Here is a 22,718-nt window from a genome sequence, read left to right on the forward strand (position 1 = left end):
CATTTCATTTTAAGGTTCCGCTTTCTGAGAAAAACGGAATGGGTTTGTCTTGATTGTATAATTTTTTACTTCGTTAGGATATACTGTTTCAAAAAGCGTTCCAAAAATTGTAAAAAGGCCTGATTTCTATTGTAAATCCCTGTAAATTTATAGGTTTTAGGAGATTCATTTCGGTATAATTTTCTATTTTTAGCCAAAACCAAAGAAACCAGTTATGCCAATGAAACAAGAGAGGGTGGTGATCGAAAATGTGAATCCACAACTCCAGTGTGGTGCGTATTACATCAAAAGAGTAGTAGGGGAAGAAGTGATTGTCTATGCGGATGTTCTCGGCGATGGCCACGATGTAATTCAGGCGGAAGTTGCATACAAACACGAAAGTGAAAAGTCATTTACCCGGCTTCGGATGAATCACTTAGGAAATGATGTCCACCGGGCAGTTTTTTCATTAAAAAAACAAGGGTATTATCAATATAAGGTTGAAGGCTGGGTAGATAACCCCCTGAACTGGCAACATGGAATAGAGGCGAAGTTAAAAGACGGACAGCTGGTAAGCAGCGAATTGCTGGATGGCGTTCAGTATCTAAAGGCATTATTGAAAAAACTCAAAGGAAAGGAGAAAGAGTACATTTCAGGTCTTGTTGATGCTTTTCAGAACAAGGATAAGTACGATCAGGCTGTAAAAGAAGCGGTCTCAGACAAGCTGCACGGGATGTTTGTGAAGCATCCTTTGAAAAACCTCGTCAACTCGAGCACTATTTTACAGGTATATGTAGACCGGAAGAAGGCAAACTTCAGTACGTGGTACGAGTTTTTCCCACGCTCCACGGCATCGGAGGAAGGCCGGCACGGCACCTTCAAAGATGCACAGCGATTATTGCCTAAGATTTCAGCCATGGGCTTTGATACGGTTTATCTGCCCCCCATACATCCCATTGGGGAGGTAAATCGGAAAGGAAAGAATAATACGACCACTGCAGAGGAAGGAGACAGTGGGGTTCCCTGGGGTATTGGATCCAAGGAAGGAGGGCACAAATCTATCCATCCCGAACTCGGGTCAGAAAAGGATTTTAAGGACTTTATAAAAAAGGCATCAGAATACGATCTGGAAGTAGCAATGGACCTGGCGTTTCAGGCTGCCCCTGATCACCCCTATATCACTTCTAACCCTGAGTGGTTTAGAAAACGGCCCGACGGGACCATGCAGTACGCAGAGAATCCACCAAAGAAGTATCAGGACATCGTCAACTTTAATTTTGAGTCGAAAGACTACAAAAAACTATGGCAGGAACTTCTGGATGTCACCTTACATTGGATTAGTTTCGGGATCAGGATTTTTCGGGTTGACAATCCACATACCAAACCATATTATTTTTGGAACTGGCTTATAGAAGAGGTGAAAAAAGACTATCCCGATGTCCTCTTCCTGGCCGAGGCCTTTTCCAGGCCGAAAGTGATGCAGCAACTGGCCAAGCAGGGTTTTTCCCAATCGTATACCTATTTTACCTGGAGGGTACACAAAGACGAGCTTATCGAGTACGTTACCGAGCTCACTCAGTCGGAAATGAAGGAATATTACCGCCCCAATTTCTGGCCCAATACGCCCGATATCAACCCCTACCACCTACAGGGGGCCAATGAGAGTATGCACCTGATTCGCTATGCCCTGGCTGCCACCTTATGCGGGAACCTGGGAATCTACGGCCCGGTATTCGAATATATGGTCACCGATGCCATGCCGGGGAAAGAGGAATACCTGCATTCTGAGAAATACGAAGTGCGGTTCTGGGACTGGGGTATAGAAAACAAGATTACTCATCTGATCACCAAACTCAATCTTATTCGAAAGAACCATCCGTCCTTACAACAAACGAATAATATCAGATTTTGCAGGATAGATAATGATAATCTGATGGCCTTTTACAAATGGAATGATGAGGGGACAGATGAAACCCTGATGGTGATCAATCTCGATTCTAACTACGCTCAACAAGGTATGGTACAGTTGCCCCTCGGGGAATTGGGAGTTGAAGCCGGAAAACCCATTCAAATGCGCGATCTGGTAACAGACAATAGTTATCTTTGGTACAGTGAATGGAATTTTGTGGAACTACCACCGAGTCTGCCCTTTCATGTTTTTCAAATAAAAAAATAACGATGGCCACTAAGAAGCAGGAATCTTCTCTCCAGGCACCCTACGTTTTTGATGTAGAGTGGGAATCCCTGATGGATGATAAGAAGTTTTTATCGGCCTTCCTCTCTGAAATACTTGAAGAATATGTGGTAAAACAACGCTGGTACGGAGGAAAGAGCAGTAAACTCAAATACATTGAATTACAGGAATATTTCAGGATACAACAGAAAGGTGAAGTATACTACGGCCTATTGTTGGAGGTCAACTTTGAAGAGGCTTTTTACCAGCATTATTTTCTGCCGATCGCCTTTGTTTCTGACGAATCCTTTGCTGAAAAAGACAGAATTCTGCCACTTAGCATAAAAGGGCAGGAAGGTTTTATCATAGATGCGCTAAATCTGGAAGCTTTCAGAAAGCTGGTTTATGAACGAATTATAACGGCAGAACCTAATGATACCACCCGGGTACAGTACCACCATAGCATCAATTTCAATGGGGAGCCTTATGAAACCTCAAAATTTATGGGGATGGAGCAGAGCAATACCTCCATCGTGATCAACGGGAAATCGGTTATCAAGTTCTTCCGAAGGATTTATGCCGATAAAAATCCCGACTATGAAATGAGTCGGTTCCTCTCAGAACGCAAAGAATACAAAAATACGCCTCCCTATCAGGGGAGTCTGAGTATTATCGACTCAGATAACGTAAGTGTTACCATAGCCCTGATGCAGGAATTAATACCCAATCAGGGTGATGCCTGGGAATATATGCTGAAAGAGCTCCATAAAGTGTTCAGTAATCTGGAGAATAAACATATCAATGTAGATCACCTTCCGGATGTTCCTTTGTTTACGCGCCTGAAAATCAACGATGTACCACCTGAGATCATTGACTGGGCCGGACTTAATGTCTTTATGAAGTTACAAACCCTCGCTAAGCGAACAGCAGAAATGCACATTGCCCTGGGTTCAGAATTTGAGGATACGGCTTTTACCCCTACAAATTTTACGGGAGATTACGAGGTCTGGCTGAAAAACAGACTGCTGTATCAGTTTCAAAACCGACTCAATACTGTTGAAAATAATTTACACCGACTAAAAGATCTTTCCCTGGAACTGGCAAAAGAATTTCTCGAACGCAAAAACGAAATAAGAAAGCGGTTTGTTGATTTCGACTGGACGAAACTGAAAGGGGAGCGCCTCAGGGTACACGGGGATTACCATCTTGGACAGGTCCTAGTTAAGGAGGATGATTTTTATTTACTCGATTTTGAAGGTGAACCGGAAAGCACCATCAGAGACAGAAAGGTAAAACAACCTCCGCTCAAGGATGTGGCAGGGATGTTTCGGTCTTTTCATTACGCCGTCTACGCTACCATATTTAACAATGAAGAAAGTTATCCCTATTCAAGACAGGAGCTTTTTAAAGCTGGAGAGATACTATACCGTTATTTTGTAGGGGTTTTTATGGAAACCTATGTAGAACTTATCCAACAGCACAATATCAATATCGGCTACAGCCAGGAACGAATTTTTATCCTGAAATACTGTATGCTTGAAAAAGCGGTATATGAACTGGGATATGAAATGAACTCAAGACCGATATGGGCAGTGATTCCACTACAGGGAATCATGAGTATTTTAAACAAAACTAACTAACAACAAACAAGATAAACATGGGCAAGGTTATCCCCCACAGCGTATTTTCAGAATTTGATATTAACTTGTTCAAATCTGGTAAACATTACCGACTATACGATAAGTTAGGTTCGCACCCCATGGAAGTCAACGGGGAAAAAGGGACCTATTTTGCCGTATGGGCTCCAACGGCAAAATCCGTTTCGGTAGTAGGCGATTTTAATTATTGGCTCGAAGGCGACCATAAACTCAATGTTCGCTGGGATGCCAGTGGCATTTGGGAAGGCTTTATCCCTGGGGTAAAACCTGGAACAAAGTATAAATATAAAATCCATTCTCACAACCAGGATATAAAGACTGAGAAGGCTGATCCTTTCGCTCGTTATTCTGAACATCCTCCTAAAACGGCTTCCATTGTCTGGGATAAATCTTATAAGTGGAAAGATAAAAAGTGGATGGAGACACGAAAGGAGAAAAACAGCCTTGATGCTCCCTATTCGGTCTATGAAGTACACCTGGGCTCCTGGAAAAAGAACGATAAGAACGAGTTTCTGACCTATGAGGAATTGTCAAAAGACTTGGTGGCCTATGTAAAGGAAATGAATTTTACCCACGTAGAATTTATGCCGGTAATGGAATATCCCTATGACCCATCCTGGGGGTACCAGCTAACGGGCTATTTTGCACCAACTTCCAGATTTGGCGAACCTGAAGGGCTGAAAAAACTGATCGATGCGCTGCATCAGAATGGGATTGGGGTTATACTCGACTGGGTTCCTTCCCATTTTCCGGAAGATGCACATGGCCTTGGCTTTTTTGACGGCTCCAGTCTTTATGAACACCCCGACAGGCGCAGGGGGTATCACCCCGACTGGAAATCCCTGATTTTTAATTATGGCAGAAACGAAGTCAGAGCATTCTTAATCAGCAATGCTTTGTTCTGGTTAGACCAGTATCACGTAGATGGCCTGAGAGTTGATGCGGTTGCCTCTATGCTTTACCTTGATTACTCACGGGAAGAAGGCGAATGGGAACCCAATATTTACGGAAATAACGAAAATCTGGAAGCAATTTCCCTTATCCGGGAGTTAAATGAAGAGGTCTATAAAAGCTTTGAAGGAGTACAAACCATAGCTGAGGAATCTACTTCTTTCTCGATGGTATCGAGACCTGTAAGTATAGGTGGCCTTGGTTTTGGGATGAAATGGATGATGGGATGGATGCACGATTCCCTGGAGTATTTTAAAAAAGAACCGGTATATAGAAGACATCATCAGAACGACCTTACTTTCAGTATGACGTATGCCTTTACGGAAAACTTTATGCTGCCTTTTTCCCATGACGAAGTCGTATACGGGAAACAATCCCTGTTGTATAAGATGCCCGGGGATGAGTGGCAGCGATTCGCCAACCTCAGACTGCTATTCGGATATATGTTTACCCACCCCGGGACCAATCTATTATTCATGGGGGCGGAATTTGGTCAATCTTCCGAATGGAATTTCGAGCAAAGCCTGGATTGGCACTTATTACAATACGATTTCCACAAGGGGGTGCAGGAACTCGTTAAGGATCTCAATGCCTTCTACAAAGAGAATCCGGCACTTTTTGAAAAGCAATTTAGTTCTGAAGGCTTTCAGTGGATTGATTATGGAGACCATGAAAACTCTGTACTGACCTACATGCGTAAAGGCCATAAGGAAGAAAATGATCTGGTAATTGCCTGTAACTTCACTCCGGTTCCAAGGGAAAAATACCGGATAGGAGTTCCCAGAGCCGGCCAGTTCAAGGAGGTATTTAATACCGATGCCAAGAAATATGGTGGAAGCGGATCTAAAAATACCATCAGAAAAACCTCTAAAAAACCCTGGCACGGTCAGAAACAGTCGATCGAAATTACAATTCCTCCCCTTGGGATGGTCGTTTTTCATTAATAAGCCTTGCTATATCGTTGTAGTTTATAAATGATTATAAGATCATTTCAATATTAACCGGGAAAGTCTTTTTTTTGCCGATTGTTAAGATAACAACCTATGATCACTAATACAGAGTTAGAATATAAGGGGAATCTTTACCCCGACCAGATAGTTGATTTCAATCAAGATTCCGATAAGTTTTATTTTACAACCGATAATGGCGTTATTTTGGAAGTTACGGTTATACGGAATAGTACTATCAGGTTCCGTTATGCCACGGATCATGTAATGGAACCCGATTTCTCCTATGCCATCAGTCCGGATGCTCCCAGAGGCTACAAAGACCTGAAAGCAGAAGAAACCGATACAGAGTACCTGATCAGCACCGCTAAAGTAAAAATCCTGGTGGACAAGAAATCACTTAGGGTTCAGATCTCCGACCTCGAAGGGAATATTATCAATGAAGATGAACTAGGCTTTCACTACGAAGAGAATTATACCTATGGGGGTAATTCGGTTAAAATGAGTAAGATAACCCAATCAGGTGAGAGCTTCTACGGCATGGGGGACAAGGCCACGCATTTTAATTTAAAGGGTAAACGAGTTCACAATTGGGTTACCGACCAATACGCTTTTGGGAAAGACCAGGATCCCTTGTACAAAGCTGTACCCTTCTACATTGGACTTCATCAAAACAAAGCGTACGGGATATTTTTCGACAATACATTTAAAACCCACTTCGATTTTGCTCATGAAAGAAGGAATGTAACCAGCTTCTGGGCCGAAGGAGGGGAGATGAATTACTATTTCTTTTACGGGCCCGATATATCACGCGTAGTAAGATCTTATACCGATCTTACGGGGACACCCGAGTTACCTCCTCTTTGGGCCCTGGGATACCACCAGTCTAAGTGGAGTTACTTTCCTGAAAGCAGGGTAAAGCAGATTGCCAGTAAGTTCCGGAAACTGAAAATTCCCTGTGATGCCATTTATCTCGATATTGATTATATGGATGGGTTCAGGTGTTTTACCTGGGATAAAACAAAATTCCCCGATCCAAAAAGGATGATCAATGAACTGAACGAGGACGGTTTTAAAACTGTAGTCATGATTGATCCGGGCATTAAGGTTGACAGGGATTACTGGGTGTATCAGGAGGCTATTAAAAACGACTATTTCTGTAAACGTGGCGACGGACCCCTGATGAGCGGGAAGGTCTGGCCCGGACAGTGTAATTTTCCGGATTATACCAATCCCAAGGTAAGAGAATGGTGGGCAGGCCTGTATAAAGAGCTGATGTCCGAAGTGGGAGCCCATGCTGTGTGGAATGACATGAACGAACCCGCTGTGATGGAAGTGCCTACGAAAACGGCACCTTTGGATACTCGGCACGACTTTGATGGTCATCCCTGTAGTCACAGGAAAGCGCATAACATTTACGGGATGCAAATGGTAAGGGCCACCTATGAAGGTGTTAAGAAATACGTTTATCCCAAGCGCCCATTTGTAATTACAAGGGCTGCCTATTCGGGTACTCAGAGATTTGCATCTACCTGGACAGGAGATAATGTAGCCACCTGGGAACACCTCTGGATCGCCAATGTACAGGTGCAACGGATGTGTATGAGTGGGATGTCATTTGTAGGTACCGATATAGGGGGATTTGCCGAACAACCCAACGGGGAGCTATTCGCACGCTGGATTCAGCTGGGAATATTCCATCCGTTTTGCAGAGTTCACAGTAGCGGCGATCACGGAGATCAGGAACCCTGGTCTTTTGACAAGGAAGTCACCAATATCGTCAGGAAATTTATCGAACTCCGATACCAGTTATTGCCCTATCTCTACACTAGCTTTTATAAGTATTATAAGGATAGTGTTCCAATGATAAAACCATTGGTCTACCACGATCAGGAAGATCACCAGACACATTTCCGTACAGACGAATTCATATTCGGAGATCAAATCCTTGTATGTCCTGTTCAGGAACCCAATGCCAAAGGGCGGCGGATGTATATCCCAAGAGGTAGATGGTTCAATTACTGGACAAACGAAACCCTTGAAGGTGGATCTGAAAAATGGGTGGATGCCGATATTGACAAGATCCCGATCTTTATCAAAGAAGGGGCTATCATTCCAAAATACCCGGTTCAGCAATATGTTGGAGAGTTGACTATAGAAGAACTCCAACTCGATGTGTATTATATCAATGGCACTGAAAATTCAATGGTCTATGAGGATGCACAGGACGGATACGACTATACCAAAGGGGAATACAGTCTGCGTAACTTTAAATTAACCGGAAAAGACAAAGAGCTTATATTACAACAGTTTAAGGATGGGAATTATATCACTTCCTATGAGACCTTTAAACTAAATCTTATGGGACTCCCCTTTAAAATTAAGTCGATTAAGCTTGATAACGAGACCATATCCCTGAAAGACGTAAAAATGAATGGTGGTAATACCCTGCATGTGACCAAAGATTTTACGACACTGCATATAATGGGTAAGTGATTTTTTGTAAATTCCACCCAAAGAATTTAAAAATGAAAAGGAAGATATACCTCATAGTTTTCGTGTTTCTAGGAATAGTGGGATGCAAGACCAATCCTTTCACCGGGAAGAGCACCTTAAACTTCTATCAGAACAATTCAATTTTCCCTACGGCCTTTGCCCAATACGATCAGTTTCTAAAGGAGAACAAGGTAGTTGAAGGGACCAGTGAGGCCAAAACAATTACAACTGTGGGGCAACGAATTGCCAAGGCCGCAGAACGCTGGCTTACTGCTAATGGGTATCCGGGGTATCTCCAAGACTACCAATGGGAATATAATCTGGTACAGAATGAGATGGTCAATGCCTGGTGTATGCCTGGAGGTAAAATTGTTTTTTATACGGGTATTTTACCGATTTGTCAGGATGAGACCGGAATCGCGGTCGTTATGGGGCACGAAGTTGCTCATGCCCTGGCAGACCACGGAGCTCAGAGGATGAGTGCAGGGATGATACAAGCGGGAATTGCTGTTGCGGGGAACATCGCCATAGACGATCCACAAAAACGGAATATCTTCAATCAAGCGTATGGTATTGGCTCTACAGTGGGGGTCATGCTTCCTTTCAGCCGGAGTCATGAAACAGAGGCAGACCGAATAGGATTACAAATCATGGCAATCGCTGGTTACAATCCGGATGAGGCTGCGGAATTATGGAAACGGATGAAGGCGAATTCGGGCGGACAGGCACCTCCGGAATTTCTAAGTACCCATCCCTCCAATGATACTCGTATCAACAACCTTACTAACTGGGCACCTCTGGCCAAAGAAGAAGCCAGAAAATACGGTGTAACCAGCTTTCAATAGGGTATTACAGTCGTCCTGTAAACTTTATACAGGAATCGCTAATGCCTTAATGATCTTATACAGATACTATGGCCCGGACGATCCTTTTAAAAGGGAATAAAAAACTACTCAATGCCTGGGCTTTTTACGACTGGGCGAATTCGGTCTATAGCCTTGTAATTGCCTCTGCGATATTCCCCATTTATTACGGCCAGTTATTCCGGATTGCGGGGATTGAAAAGATCAGCATTTTTGGCGGGGAAATCGCCAGAGCTCCTTTGATCAGTTATACTACTTCCCTGGCCTTTGTTTGTATCGCGATTATTACTCCTTTCATCTCTGGAATCGCCGATTATCTGGGGAATAAAAAAGTCTTTATGCAATTTTTCTGCTATATGGGAGGAATTGCCTGTATTGGCCTGTATTGGTTCTCCCTGGAACACATTGAGGCCGGTCTTATTTGCTATTTCTTTGGCCTGGTAGGATTTTGGGTAAGTTTTGCAATCAACAACTCCTACCTGCCCGATATTGCCTATCCCGAACAACAGGACAGAATCAGTGCAAAGGGATTTTCTCTGGGGTATATAGGGAGTGTAATCCTCTTATTATTGAACCTTGCCATGGTGATGAAGCCAGCCACTTTTGGAATTCAGGGTGAGGGTGGAGAACTACTCGCCATGCGCTACTCCTTTGCTTCTGTAGGCATTTGGTGGATACTTTTCAGTCAGTATACCTTTTATCATCTGCCAAAAGGCAACAAAAGGAGCGGTCCCCGAAAGCGTATTATTTTAAATGGGTTCAGAGAACTCAGGGGCGTTTGGCAACAGTTGGGCGGGGAACGAAAATTAAAGCGTTACCTCGGGGCTTTTTTTGTATATAGTATGGCCGTACAAACGGTAATGCTTATTGCCGCTTATTTTGGGGAGGAAGAAGTAAACTGGGGCACGGATGAGGAGCGGACTATAGGACTTATCGTTAGTATTCTTGTGATTCAGCTGGTTGCGGTAATAGGAGCCACCCTTACTGCCAGGGCTTCAGAATTATTTGGAAACATTAAAACACTTGTGGTGGTCAATATCCTTTGGGTAGGAATATGTATTTATGCTTACTATGTGAGCAGTCCGACGGAGTTTTATATTGCTGCTGGCTGCGTGGGAGTAGTTATGGGAGGGATTCAGGCCCTGTCGAGATCAACCTATTCAAAATTTCTTCCTGATACCAAGGATACGGCGTCATTCTTCAGTTTTTATGATGTCTCAGAGAAAATAGGAATCATTATCGGCACCTTCCTCTACGGAATGGTAGCACAGTTCACGGGAAGTATGCGTAACGCGACCATCTTTTTAGGTTTATTCTTTATTCTTGGGGCATTTCTTCTCCTTAGGGTAAATAAAAAAGCCCCTGATTAAAGGGGCCTTTCATTAAGTTATTTTTGGTTGGGTGTTTATCCTTTCGAAATATCCCCGGATCCGGATGTTTTACTGTCTATTTTCTCGGGATTTCCGCGATAGGAAATATCACCCGATCCCGAAACCCTGGCTTTGAGCGATTGATTGGCCGTCACCCTGATGTTTGCAGAACCAGAAACTGTTGCACTTACGTGATTGGCATCTAACTCATAGGCCTGTACATCCCCGGAACCCGAAATCCGTACTTCCATAGTATCAGTATTGCCACTCAGATCCATATCGCCTGACCCTGATACGGTAACCTCAAGATTGTCAACCTCCACTTCAATTTCCATATCCCCTGAACCAGACATTCTTGTGCTAAAGTCGGTTCCCTTTAACACAGTTTTTCCTTCGAGATCTCCCGACCCGGACATACTCAGGGAGCTGATCTCTTCAACAGGGATAGTCACGGAGATACCTCCCGACTTCCAGGAAGAGGGCTGAAGGTTGATTCCTTTTTCAACTTTTACAACCAATTTTCCATCTTTTACTTCAGTGATGATGTATTCCAGGAGGTTCTCTTCTCCTTTCAGACTTACAGAACCTTCTTTTCCTGAGACGAGTACAACATCAAACCAACCACCTACTGAGACACCGTCATAGTCTCCTGTGATACGTTCAATTGTGACTACCTCTCCGTTCCCTTTTACTTTCTTACCCCACTGTGCACAGGACATGTTTGCTACGATAAGGAAGATGCTAAGAATTCCTACTTTTTTCATTTTTTGTGTTTTTATATTATCTTTTTATTAATGCTACACTCCCGTATTCACTGGTAATAGAAATCAGGTTTCCGCTGTTAGCCTTCCCGTAATATCCCTTGTAGTAGCGGTCACTTCCTTTTTCTCTGCTGATGGAAATTTCCAGATCTTCCTTCCCGCTAAAACCCGAGTATTCGGTAGTGATCTCAAAATCGAAGTTGTAATTGGCATTATAGCCTATCTTAATTCCTGTATAATCGGTTCTTAATTGAACATTCCCGGCATCAGCGGCCATTTCTTCAATTTTAATTCCCCCGTAATCTGCATTGATATCCACATTACCGTGAACTTTGCCCAGCTGAACATTGACATAATCTCCATTCCCCATGACATTACCTACACTTCCTACTTCAAAGCTTCCATAATCATTAGAATATTGCAAATTCCCCATTTCCCCGATATTCGCGTTCGTATAATCTGCGCTGATCAAGAGATCTCCTGCCTTTTCCAGGGTAAAACCAGAGTAGTCGGCACTAATCTTTCCACTATTCATATAGCCTATAAACGACTTTGATGTATAATCAAAACTCAGGTCATTGTTCCGTCCCCTCAATTCTCCGATCTGTAACCTGCCGTAGTCACAACTGATCTTGGCATACCCGTCAATCCGGTCGAGAGTGATGTTACCATAATCGTTACTCAGATGAATGCTGTTCTTTACGGGAAGTTTGATAGTATAGTCGATTTGCATACTAACCTGATCTTTCTTTCCCCATTTCCAGTTCCAGCCTTTATCCTTGTTAAAGATAGTTTTTGCAGAAACCATATTCTGACTGGCATCGAATTCCACCCTGATTTCATCTAGTTTTTCCTGCACCTTTTCTTCGTCGTTACCGTTGGTTTTGATCACGACATCGATCACGATGCGATTTTCATTCCAGGAAGCCAGGGAAATATTTCCATAACTATTTGACACTTTGAGTACTGCATCTGCATTGACAGAATACTCTTTTTTGATAGTCTTTTCTTTGGTGTATTTACCCTTCATCGGGTCACCGTGCGCACTTGTGAGCAGGGGTATGGCACATAAGAAAAGAAATAACTTCTTAGATAGTAAAGTTTTCATCATTTTGTTCTTTAAGATTTTTAACGGTTTCTACTTTTTGCATTACATCCTCCAAAAGATCTATACGCATTTGAAAATTCTGAACCATCGCACTGAGGATAATCTTGTAATCACCTCCTTGGAGTAGATCGGTTCTCATTTGGTTGTAATCTGCCTCCAGATAGGCCAGTTGGTCCATTGCATCCGCAACGAGTTTTTTAGCTTCAGGCGTTTCTTCTTTCTGAAGAAGGCTGAGTTGCTCCTGGATCACTCCTGCGAAATAAACTTCTGTATTGGTTACTTCAGGGGCGATATCTGCCATCGTGGCCTCAGGAGTAAGAACCTGAGAGAAATTACCCAGAAATAAGCCGAACATCAATAGGATAGAGGCAGCTATAGCAAGGGGTTTCCACCAGGATACACCGCCTGTTTTCTTCCTACTTTCCGAATTTAACTTATCCAGGAACCGGGCATGATGCCCCGCCATAGGTTCTTCCTTGTCCAGTTCCGGAACAATTTTTTTAAATATGCTTTCTATATCGTGATCTTTCATGATTTTACGGGATCTAATTTCTTGCGTAAACTTTCCTTTGCTCTGGAGATGATGGTTCTGCAATTTGCGTAACTAATATCCATCAAACCGCAGATCTCTTCATAATCATATCCTTCAATTAAATGTAAGGTCAGAGAAACTCTGTAGTTTTCTTTCAGCGATTTCATTGCTGTCAAAACTTGTTGAGCCAACTGTTCTGTATCAACATCATTCGCATCCGCTACATCATTATCCCTGACCTTGTACAGTGTATCATTGATGGATACTTCATTCTTTTTTTTCCGATTCCGGTAGCTTACAAGGCTTTTATTGATGACAATTCTTTTTAACCAGGCCCCAAAGGCTACATTCCCTTTAAAAGAATGGAGTTTTGTGAAAGCATTCAGGAAGGATTCCTGCATTATATCCTCTGCTTCTGCTCTATCTTTGACTATCCTGAAGGCCGTATTGTACATCGCTTTATAATATCTGTTGTAAATCTCCATTTGTGCCCGTTGATTTCCCTTTAGACACAATTGTAACAAAGACTCAATATGTTCTCCTACTTGGCTCAAAAAGTATTCGATTTGTTATATAGATAGCTCAATTTACTCATTGTTACAGTTTTTGAATAAAATTTAAATTCTTGGCATGGGAATTGTCCATAAAAGAGGACTTCTATACTCGAAAAAGCCTGTGTACCAAGTGATTTTCGAGAGAAGGAATTAGAAAATTGCAAAAGAAACTAAAAATCGTTCATCTGTGAATGACAGAATGACGGTTCACATAACTATGGGAGACGCAAAAATTATACAATTTGACAATATGTCGTTACAGGATTTAAACGACGAATCGGAATTGATTCCATTATTAACACCGGAGGATGAAGAAGAGATGCGGAATGAAGTACTGCCAGAAACCCTTCCGATATTACCTTTGAGAAATACAGTTTTATTCCCGGGAGTTGTAATACCTATTACTGCCGGACGGGATAAATCCATAAGCCTTATCAAATACGCGAACAAAGGGTCAAAAGCTATTGGGGTGGTATCCCAGAAAGATGAGGAAACTGAAGATCCGGGCGTTAAAGACATCAATACCCTGGGAACGGTAGCTAGGATACTGAGAGTACTCCAGATGCCCGATGGAAATACAACGGTGATCATACAGGGGAAAAAGCGCTTTGAAATTGCAGAAGTGCTTACTGAGAAACCTTATATGACCGCTACGATCAGAGAGGTAAAAGATGATGATATAGATCAGGAGGGGGAAGAGTTCCTGGCTATTATCGAATCGATTAAAGACATTGCACTAAAGATCATCCAGGACAACCCGAATATCCCCAGTGAGGCCTCGTTTGCAATCAAGAACATTAACAGCAATTCGTTCCTCATCAATTTTGTCTCATCAAACCTAAACCTCAGCGTTAAGGAAAAACAGGCCTTGCTCGAAATCGGGAACCTAAAGGAACGAGCCCTGGCTACTCTTAAGCACATGAACGTGGAGCTTCAGAAACTCGCCCTACAAAAGGATATTCAGTCGAAAGTAAGAAGTGACCTCGACCAGCAGCAAAGAGAATACTTCCTGCATCAGCAAATGAAGACCATACAGGAAGAACTGGGTGGAGCTTCTTATGATGAAGAGATTGAAGAAATGCGCATCAAAGCCAAGAAGAAGAAATGGGGAGAGAAGGTAGGCGCACATTTTGAGAAAGAATTGGCTAAAATGCAGCGCATGAATCCCCAGGTGGCAGAGTACAGTATCCAAAGAAATTATCTGGATCTGTTCCTGGAACTGCCCTGGAAAGAATTCTCCAAAGACAAATTTGATCTTAAGCGAGCACAGAAAATCTTAGACAGAGACCATTACGGCCTGGAAGATGTAAAAAGACGAATCATAGAATATCTGGCCGTTTTAAAGCTCAGAAATGATATGAAATCGCCTATTCTTTGTCTATATGGACCTCCGGGGGTAGGAAAGACCTCCCTGGGGAAATCGGTTGCTGAGGCCTTGGGCAGGCAATACGTAAGGATGTCTCTGGGCGGACTGCGGGATGAAGCCGAAATCAGAGGGCATAGAAAGACGTATATCGGAGCCATGCCAGGCAGGATTATCCAGAGCATTAAAAAAGCCGGAACTTCTAACCCCGTCTTTATCCTTGACGAGATCGACAAATTATCAAGCAGTTACCAGGGCGACCCTTCCTCGGCCATGCTGGAGGTGCTCGATCCTGAGCAGAATAATGAATTCCACGACAATTTCCTGGAAATGGGGTACGACCTTTCAAAGGTTATGTTTATAGCTACGGCCAATAATCTTTCATCGATACAACCGGCGTTGAGAGACAGAATGGAGATTATCAATGTAACAGGTTACACCATTGAAGAGAAAGTTGAGATCGCCAAAAGGCATCTTTTACCCAAACAACTGAAGGAACACGGTCTTACATCTAAGGATTTGCGGATCGGGAAAAGGCAGCTGGAGAAAATAGTAGAAGGTTATACCCGTGAGTCGGGAGTTCGAACCCTGGAAAAACAGATTGCCAAAATGGTCCGATACGCGGCCAAATCTATCGCGATTGAAGAGGATTATCAGGTAAAAGTGACCAACGATGTTGTTGAGGAGGTCCTGGGTCCACCCCGTCTTGAGAGGGATAAATACGAGAATAACGAAGTAGCCGGTGTTGTTACCGGTCTCGCATGGACCAGTGTAGGGGGGGATATTCTGTTTATCGAGTCGATTTTATCCAAAGGGAAAGGACAGCTAAATATTACAGGGAATTTAGGGAAGGTGATGAAGGAATCCGCTACTATTGCCATGGAATACATAAAATCTAATGCAGACAGCTTTGGAATCAATCCTGATGTATTCGACAATTACAATGTGCATATCCATGTTCCTGAAGGAGCTACTCCCAAGGATGGTCCCAGTGCGGGAATTACCATGCTAACTTCACTGGTATCCCTTTTTACCCAGAAAAAAGTGAGGAAGAGTACCGCGATGACAGGAGAAATCACCCTGCGGGGCAAAGTGTTGCCGGTGGGGGGAATAAAAGAAAAAATCCTGGCGGCAAAAAGAGCCCGGATCAAGGATATCATCTTGTGTGAGGATAACAGGAAGGATATTTTGGAGATTAAACCCGAATACCTGAAAGGACTCAGGTTCCATTATGTTACCGACATGAGTGAGGTGATTGACCTGGCCATTACGGATCAAAAGGTAAGGAACGCCAAAAAACTTTAGAAGAGCATCAGAATGATTCAAAAAGGAAATTGACATCGCCGATAGTCAGTTTCCCCATTCTGCTTATTTTTGGGATATGAATAAAATAATCATCGCCATTGACGGGTATTCTTCCACAGGGAAGAGCACTATGGCGAAACAGCTGGCAAAGGCCCTGGATTATGTTTATGTGGATACGGGTGCGATGTACCGCGCAATCACTCTTTTTGCAATTGAAAGTGGATGTATAGGCCCTGCAGGATTTAAAAAGCAGGCTCTGTTGGAGGCTCTTTCAGGAATAGAACTTAAATTTAAATACAACCCAACGCTGAGGTTTTCTGAGATGTTTCTCAATGGAAGAAACGTGGAAAAGGACATCAGAACCCTTGAAGTATCTCAATATGTGAGTCAGGTTTCTGTAGTTCCGGAGGTGCGTGAAAAGATGGTGGCTCTGCAAAAGGTAATGGGAGAAAATAAGGGTCTGGTCATGGATGGCCGTGATATTGGAACCGTGGTTTTCCCGCAGGCCGAGTTAAAGATTTTTATGACAGCATCACCTGATATCAGAGCAACGAGGCGTTACAAGGAATTGCTCGACAGGGGGGAGGAGATAAGTTTTGAAGAAGTACTAGAGAATGTTCAGGCCCGTGATTACATCGATTCACACCGGGAAGTCTCTCCCCTGAAACAAGCTGAAGATGCTGTAGTCATAGACAACTCTTCTATGAACCAGAAGGAACAGTTTGAACGTGCTTTGGCACTTGCTGAGCACAAGATTCAGAAAAATAAAAAAGGCGCTTAAAAGCGCCTTTTACAGTTATTATAGGTTGGGAATCACCAGTACCTGATCGGGATGGATCATGTCTGGATTTTTAAGGATATCAGTGTTGGCAGAGAAAATCTGCTTATACTTCATCGGATCACCGTAATAATGCTTAGCTATCTTACTTAGGGACTCACCGCTTTTAACAACGTGTCGGTGATAAACGCTATCATCCGCAACGGTGATGTTCGCCTTGATGTCGGAAGGACTTTGACCACCAATTTCTTTGATCTTATCCCACAAGAGGTTTTTTTCGTACTGTGTTTTGGCCTGTCCTTTCACCTTTAACACTCCATTTTCCTCGCTAACTTTCCCGTCTGCGATCCCTAATTTTTCCCCTAGAGAAAGAACTCCCTGGTACTTTTCTTTTACGCTCATTGTTTACTATTTAATAGGTTTTAATAATGATCTGAAAGATACAAAAACTGGAAAGATACCGGGACGAACGGAATAAATTGTTAATATTTTTATTGTGGTCTGATATTAAGGTTGTTAAAACAAGATTTAAATTGTACTTTTGCACACCTTTTTGGCAAGTATTTAAGAGGAAAAGGGACAAAAAAACAAAAGAAAAACACCTTCCATAGACGTTGTCTTACTCTTAGAGGTTTATGGGATACAAATTAAAATCAGCAAATGGCTGACAAGAAAACAACAACAACAGAAGAAACTCAGGTAGCTGAGGTCGTTCAGGAAGAAAAGGTAGAAACCCCCAAGCAAGATCCTAAGGAGTTCCTTAAGAATTTTGACTGGGACAAGTATGAAGAAGGAATTGAGCGAGTAGATGATTCCAAATTAGAGGAATTTGAAAAATTAGTAGCGGAGAATTTCGTTGATACAGCTGATGAAGAAGTTGTAGAAGGAACGGTAACACACCTCACAGACAGAGAGGCGATCATTGACATCAATGCCAAGTCTGAAGGAGTTATTTCCCTGAATGAATTTCGTTACAATCCCGGCCTTAAGGTTGGAGACAAAGTAGAAGTACTTATTGATATCCGCGAGGATAAAAGCGGACAGCTTGTACTTTCACACAGAAAAGCGCGTACGATAAAGGCATGGGATAGGGTTAACGCTGCCCATGACAAAGAAGAAGTTGTTACTGGTTTTGTGAAATGCAGAACCAAAGGTGGAATGATCGTCGATGTTTTCGGAATCGAGGCATTCCTGCCAGGTTCTCAGATCGATGTGAAACCAATTAGGGATTACGATCAGTACGTTGGGAAGACCATGGAGTTCAAAGTGGTGAAAATCAACCACGAATTCAAGAACGTGGTAGTATCTCACAAAGCGCTTATAGAAGCCGATATCGAAGAACAGAAGAAAGAAATTATCAGTCAGCTTGAAAAAGGTCAGGTCCTTGAAGGTGTTGTAAAAAACATCACTTCATACGGAGTCTTTATCGACCTTGGAGGGGTAGACGGACTGATACATATTACCGACCTGTCATGGAGCAGGATCAACCATCCAAACGAGGTGGTAGATCTGGATCAGAAACTCAATGTGGTAATTCTCGATTTCGATGATAATAAGTCGAGAATCCAATTAGGATTGAAACAACTGGAAAAACATCCATGGGATGCCCTTGGAGATGAATTCAAAGTTGGAGACAAGGTAAAAGGAAAAGTAGTCGTTATTGCTGATTACGGTGCCTTCCTGGAAGTTGCTGAAGGAGTTGAAGGACTTATCCACGTTTCTGAAATGTCATGGTCTACGCACCTTAGATCGGCGCAGGACTTTGTAAAAGTAGGAGATGAACTGGAAGCGGTAGTTCTTACTCTCGACAGAGAAGACAGAAAAATGTCGCTCGGGATCAAGCAATTGACACCAGATCCATGGACCGATATCACTTCTAAATATCCTGTTGGATCAAGACATAAAGGAATCGTCAGGAATTTCACGAACTTTGGCGTATTCGTCGAGTTAGAAGAAGGAATTGACGGGTTGATTTATATTTCTGACCTGTCCTGGACAAAGAAGATAAAACATCCTTCAGAATTTGTAACTGTTGGAGATACCCTTGAAGTGGAAGTGCTTGAACTTGATGTTGAAGGACGTAAATTAAGCCTTGGCCATAAGCAAACCACCGACAACCCCTGGGATAAATACGAAAAAGAATTTGCCGTGGGCACAGTTCACAAGTCGGCGATTACTGAAATCGTAGACAAGGGTGCAGTGATCGACTTTAACAAGGACATTACGGCTTTCGTTCCTCAGCGGCATATGGAGAAAGAAGATGGGAAAAAGCTAGGCAAAGGCGAAGAGGCCGAATTCAAGATCATTGAGTTCAACAAGGAATTCAAAAGAGTAGTGGCTAGCCATACTGCAATTTTCCGTGAAGAAGAGCAACGTAACGTAAAAGCGGCACGTAAGAAAGCAGCAACTCAGGCTGACGAATCCAAACCCACATTAGGGGACGCCAACGAACAATTACAGGCGTTAAAAGATAAAATGGAAGGGAAAAAGTAATAGTAGATTTCCATGATATCTAACTTGAGTTATATAATATACCCCGACTGGCAAGTCGGGGTATTTTTTTGCCCTTTTGTCCCGGGAACAGGATTTGAGAACGATCGTAAAATGGTCCCGCAATTATTGATTAGAAATCGCTATTTTTGCTTTCGAATATGTTGGTAGCGCAAACCATGAGTCAAAAAGTACTTCTTTCCTCAAAAGAAATCCAAATTATTTTACATCGTCTTGCGTGCCAGCTTTTGGAAAACCACCTTGATTTTACCGATACTGTACTGATTGGGATACAACCCCGGGGTAGCTTTCTTGCCAATCGCCTGGCTAAACTCCTCAAAGACGAATACGAGGTAAAGGAAATCAAGTTAGGTTTACTCGACATCACTTTTTTTCGCGACGATTTCCGCAGGGGGGAGAAACCCCTGGAAGCTAGTACCACCAGTGTTGATTTCCTCGTGGAAGGAAAAAAGGTGGTCCTTATTGATGATGTATTGTATACGGGGAGAAGTATCAGGGCAGCATTAACGGCAATACAGTCTTTTGGCAGACCTAGTGAGATTGAATTACTTACTTTAATTGACAGAAGATTTAGCAGACACCTTCCCATACAACCCAATTACAGGGGAAGGCAGGTGGATGCCATCAACCAGGAGAAGGTAAAGGTACTCTGGAAGGAAAATGAGGGTAAAGATGTGGTCTATTTAGTAAACAGATAAGCGAATGCCGGCATTAAGCGTTAAACATTTACTGGGAATAAAATATCTGAATGAAAAGGATATCCAGTTAATATTTGAGACCGCAGACCAGTTTAAGGAAGTGATCAACCGTTCGATAAAAAAGGTTCCTTCCCTCAGAGATATCACCATCGCAAATATATTTTTTGAGAATAGTACCAGGACCAAACTGAGTTTTGAACTGGCAGAAAAACGTTTGTCTGCCGATGTTTTAAATTTCTCTGCCTCCCAGTCTTCCGTGAAAAAGGGAGAAACTCTTATTGATACCGTAAACAATATCCTGTCAATGAAGGTAGACATGGTGGTGATGAGGCACCCCAATCCGGGAGCTGGTATTTTCCTCTCCAGGCATGTAAACGCCTCTATCATCAATGCAGGTGACGGAGCCCATGAACATCCCACCCAGGCCCTGCTTGATTCCTATTCGATAAGGGAGAAATTAGGGGATGTGGCAGGGAAGAAGGTGATTATAGTAGGAGACATATTGCATTCAAGAGTAGCACTTTCCAATATTTTTGCCCTGAAACTACAAGGAGCCAAGGTGAAGGTTTGTGGACCGAAAACCTTAATCCCCAAACACATAGAAAGTCTTGGGGTGGAAGTAGAACCCGATCTGAGGAAAGCACTTGCCTGGTGCGATGTAGCCAATATGCTCAGGGTACAAAACGAACGGATGGAGATAAGTTACTTCCCAACTACACGTGAATACACTCAACAATACGGGATCAATAAGGAAATTCTTGAGAGTCTGGATAAGGAAATTGTGATCATGCACCCCGGACCCATTAACAGAGGAGTTGAGATCACCAGTGATGTTGCAGATTCCTCCCAGTCGATCATCCTGCATCAGGTTGAAAATGGGGTGGCCATTCGCATGGCAGTGATTTATTTATTAGCTTCCCAGTTAAATTAACAGCATATGATTTTTGATAAGGAAGGCAATCGGACCATTGTTTATCAGGAGGACATAAGCCTACCGGCCTTTGTAGAAAATCTCAACAAGGCCTATGAGAAGATAAAAAACGATCATATCGTGGTGAATCTTTTTTCATTTGATAAACTTACCTCAAATGATATTCTCGAATTTCTGGAAATTTCCAGAGTCCATAAGAATTCCCGGAAGTCTTTTGTCCTGGTTACAGACAGACTTGATTACGATGATGTGCCGGAAGAAATTAGCCTGGCGCCGACCATACAGGAAGCCCGGGATATTATAGAGATGGAGGATATTGAAAGGGACCTTGATCTTTAATACATGAATTATTACTTCGCACAAGTCAATATTGCTAAAGCAAGGTATCCATTAGAGGATCCCAAAATGGCCGATTTTGTTAATAATACGACCCGAATCAACGTCATAGCTGAGAAGAGTCCCGGTTTTATCTGGAGATGGGTAGAGGAACCTGATAGTGATGCTGCTGAGGTATTTGGTGACCCGGCACTGGTTGTGAACATGTCGATTTGGGAATCACGGGAAGCTTTAATGGAATTTACCTATCACAGCCCACATGTGGAAATCTACAAACGAAAGAACGAATGGTTTGAGAAGTTGAATTCTGCACATATGGTATGTTTTTACACTAAGGAAAAGGAAATCACTCTTCAGGAAGCCAAAAGGCACCTTGATCACCTTAATAAAATGGGAGAAACTCCTCTGGCTTTTAGCTTTCGCTCCTCATTCAGTGCGAATGATGCCGAGAAATATCTGACTAACAAGTCGACCCCTTTATGAAACTCCACATCCTAGGGTGCCATGCGGCAACGCCCTCATTAAAAGGCAATCCTACTTCCCAGGTTTTGGATATCCGAAATCATATTTTTCTGATTGATTGCGGGGAAGGCACCCAGGTACAATTGAGAAAACAGAAGATAAAGTTTACCAGGATCAATCATATTTTTATCTCTCACCTTCACGGGGATCATTTTTTTGGGTTACCCGGGTTACTTTCAACCTTTCAGCTGCTTGGTAGGGAGAAGGAATTACATGTTTACGGACCATCAGGCTTAAAAGAAGTTATTATTTCTATTCTTAAGCTGGGTAATTCCCGGACCAATTATCCCCTGATTTTTCACGAATTAAAGGAGAGTTCTTCGGGATTGATCTTTGAAAATGAAAAAGTTGAAGTAAGGACTATTCCCCTCAACCACAGAATTTATACAAATGGGTTTCTTTTCTCAGAAAAGACCAAGGAAAGAACACTAAATATTGAAGCTGTTGCCAAATACAAGGTAGACAAGGCTTTTTTTAAGAATATTAAAAAAGGGAAAGACGTTCGGCTTGATTCCGGAGAAGTGATTTCAAATACCCTCCTCACCTTTGATCCACCTTCACCAAAATCGTATGCCTATTGCAGTGATACAGCTTTTGAACTTTCCATTGTTCCTTTGATCCACAATGCAGATCTCCTTTACCACGAAGCTACTTTCCTGTCCAGGGAAGCTCATCTCGCAGCCAAAACAAAGCATTCAACGGCCATGGAGGCAGCCAAAATTGCCAAGGAAGCAGGGGTAAAGCGCTTACTTTTGGGGCATTTCTCAACCCGATACAAGCAGAAGAAGGCATTTCTGGATGAAGCCTCCGTAATTTTTCCTGAGGTAGATCTTGCGGAAGATGGAAAAGTACTTGAGATATAAGCTGAAAAAGAGGTCTCAA

19 protein-coding genes are annotated in these 22,718 nt (G+C 42.7%); 14 read left to right on the forward strand and 5 right to left on the reverse strand.

What is annotated here, in order from left to right; all coding sequences use genetic code 11:
- The first annotated feature begins 220 nt into the window (after positions 1 to 220).
- From ACA086_RS07285 to ACA086_RS07310, 6 genes are all read left to right on the forward strand, one after another.
- A complete protein-coding gene (locus ACA086_RS07285; protein ID WP_371002674.1) occupies positions 221 to 2,155 on the forward strand; it encodes an alpha-1,4-glucan--maltose-1-phosphate maltosyltransferase in 1,935 nt (644 codons plus the stop codon).
- A gap of 2 nt (positions 2,156 to 2,157) precedes the next feature.
- The gene (locus ACA086_RS07290; RefSeq protein WP_371002675.1) at positions 2,158 to 3,792 is read left to right on the forward strand and encodes a trehalose synthase; all 1,635 of its coding nucleotides are present in this window, start codon (positions 2,158 to 2,160) and stop codon (positions 3,790 to 3,792) included.
- 17 nt (positions 3,793 to 3,809) lie between these two features.
- On the forward strand, positions 3,810 to 5,705 hold the full coding sequence (gene glgB / locus ACA086_RS07295; protein WP_371002676.1) for a 1,4-alpha-glucan branching protein GlgB: 1,896 nt from the start codon (positions 3,810 to 3,812) through the stop codon (positions 5,703 to 5,705).
- A 99-nt stretch (positions 5,706 to 5,804) separates the two neighbouring features.
- Positions 5,805 to 8,204 (forward strand): glycoside hydrolase family 31 protein, encoded by a 2,400-nt coding sequence (locus ACA086_RS07300; protein WP_371002677.1) that lies wholly within the window; start codon positions 5,805 to 5,807, stop codon positions 8,202 to 8,204.
- Between the two features lie 32 nt (positions 8,205 to 8,236).
- Complete coding sequence (locus ACA086_RS07305) at positions 8,237 to 9,049, forward strand: M48 family metallopeptidase (protein WP_369747449.1); 813 nt, start codon at positions 8,237 to 8,239, stop codon at positions 9,047 to 9,049.
- A 68-nt stretch (positions 9,050 to 9,117) separates the two neighbouring features.
- A complete protein-coding gene (locus ACA086_RS07310) occupies positions 9,118 to 10,437 on the forward strand; it encodes an MFS transporter (RefSeq protein ID WP_371002678.1) in 1,320 nt (439 codons plus the stop codon).
- Between the two features lie 35 nt (positions 10,438 to 10,472).
- Here ACA086_RS07310 and ACA086_RS07315 read toward each other — a convergent pair whose 3' ends face one another.
- From ACA086_RS07315 to ACA086_RS07330, 4 genes are read right to left on the reverse strand one after another with little or no spacing between them, the layout of a single operon-like run.
- Positions 10,473 to 11,201, reverse strand: coding sequence for a head GIN domain-containing protein (locus tag ACA086_RS07315; protein WP_369747451.1), 729 nt, complete (start codon positions 11,199 to 11,201; stop codon positions 10,473 to 10,475).
- 16 nt (positions 11,202 to 11,217) lie between these two features.
- Positions 11,218 to 12,306: a hypothetical protein gene (locus tag ACA086_RS07320; RefSeq protein WP_371002728.1), complete on the reverse strand. Its 1,089-nt coding sequence runs from the start codon at positions 12,304 to 12,306 to the stop codon at positions 11,218 to 11,220.
- Complete coding sequence (locus ACA086_RS07325; protein WP_371002679.1) at positions 12,287 to 12,838, reverse strand: hypothetical protein; 552 nt, start codon at positions 12,836 to 12,838, stop codon at positions 12,287 to 12,289. The genes ACA086_RS07320 and ACA086_RS07325 overlap by 20 nt, the downstream gene beginning before the upstream one ends.
- Entirely contained in the window at positions 12,835 to 13,392 is a 558-nt protein-coding gene (locus tag ACA086_RS07330) for an RNA polymerase sigma factor (protein ID WP_371002680.1), read from the reverse strand. Before ACA086_RS07330 ends, ACA086_RS07325 begins: the two co-directional genes overlap by 4 nt.
- A 217-nt stretch (positions 13,393 to 13,609) precedes the next feature.
- On the opposite strand from ACA086_RS07330, the gene lon reads away from it, so the two are divergent.
- Together lon and cmk are read left to right on the forward strand one after the other, a co-directional pair.
- Positions 13,610 to 16,060, forward strand: coding sequence for an endopeptidase La (gene lon, locus ACA086_RS07335; protein ID WP_371002729.1), 2,451 nt, complete (start codon positions 13,610 to 13,612; stop codon positions 16,058 to 16,060).
- Positions 16,061 to 16,136: 76 nt separating this feature from the next.
- Positions 16,137 to 16,841, forward strand: coding sequence for a (d)CMP kinase (gene cmk / locus ACA086_RS07340; protein WP_371002681.1), 705 nt, complete (start codon positions 16,137 to 16,139; stop codon positions 16,839 to 16,841).
- Between the two features lie 18 nt (positions 16,842 to 16,859).
- Here the strand turns inward: cmk and ACA086_RS07345 are convergent, their stop codons facing one another.
- Positions 16,860 to 17,240 carry a LysM peptidoglycan-binding domain-containing protein gene (locus tag ACA086_RS07345; protein WP_369747456.1) on the reverse strand — a complete coding sequence of 127 codons (381 nt, stop codon included), beginning with the start codon at positions 17,238 to 17,240 and terminating at the stop codon, positions 16,860 to 16,862.
- 258 nt (positions 17,241 to 17,498) lie between these two features.
- Between ACA086_RS07345 and rpsA the strand changes: the two genes are divergently transcribed.
- From rpsA to ACA086_RS07375, 6 genes are all read left to right on the forward strand, one after another.
- Positions 17,499 to 19,331 (forward strand): 30S ribosomal protein S1, encoded by a 1,833-nt coding sequence (gene rpsA / locus ACA086_RS07350; protein WP_371002682.1) that lies wholly within the window; start codon positions 17,499 to 17,501, stop codon positions 19,329 to 19,331.
- A 176-nt stretch (positions 19,332 to 19,507) separates the two neighbouring features.
- The gene (pyrR, locus tag ACA086_RS07355; protein ID WP_369747458.1) at positions 19,508 to 20,047 is read left to right on the forward strand and encodes a bifunctional pyr operon transcriptional regulator/uracil phosphoribosyltransferase PyrR; all 540 of its coding nucleotides are present in this window, start codon (positions 19,508 to 19,510) and stop codon (positions 20,045 to 20,047) included.
- Positions 20,048 to 20,051: 4 nt separating this feature from the next.
- Positions 20,052 to 20,978: an aspartate carbamoyltransferase catalytic subunit gene (locus ACA086_RS07360; protein WP_371002683.1), complete on the forward strand. Its 927-nt coding sequence runs from the start codon at positions 20,052 to 20,054 to the stop codon at positions 20,976 to 20,978.
- Positions 20,979 to 20,984: 6 nt separating this feature from the next.
- Positions 20,985 to 21,317: a ribonuclease Z gene (locus ACA086_RS07365; RefSeq protein WP_371002684.1), complete on the forward strand. Its 333-nt coding sequence runs from the start codon at positions 20,985 to 20,987 to the stop codon at positions 21,315 to 21,317.
- A 3-nt stretch (positions 21,318 to 21,320) separates the two neighbouring features.
- Positions 21,321 to 21,797: a DUF3291 domain-containing protein gene (locus tag ACA086_RS07370; RefSeq protein WP_371002685.1), complete on the forward strand. Its 477-nt coding sequence runs from the start codon at positions 21,321 to 21,323 to the stop codon at positions 21,795 to 21,797.
- Positions 21,794 to 22,699: a ribonuclease Z gene (locus ACA086_RS07375; protein ID WP_371002686.1), complete on the forward strand. Its 906-nt coding sequence runs from the start codon at positions 21,794 to 21,796 to the stop codon at positions 22,697 to 22,699. Before ACA086_RS07370 ends, ACA086_RS07375 begins: the two co-directional genes overlap by 4 nt.
- Positions 22,700 to 22,718 lie beyond the last annotated feature (19 nt).

It is taken from the genome of Muriicola sp. E247 (assembly GCF_041358175.1).
Taxonomy (GTDB): Bacteria; Bacteroidota; Bacteroidia; order Flavobacteriales; family Flavobacteriaceae; genus Muriicola.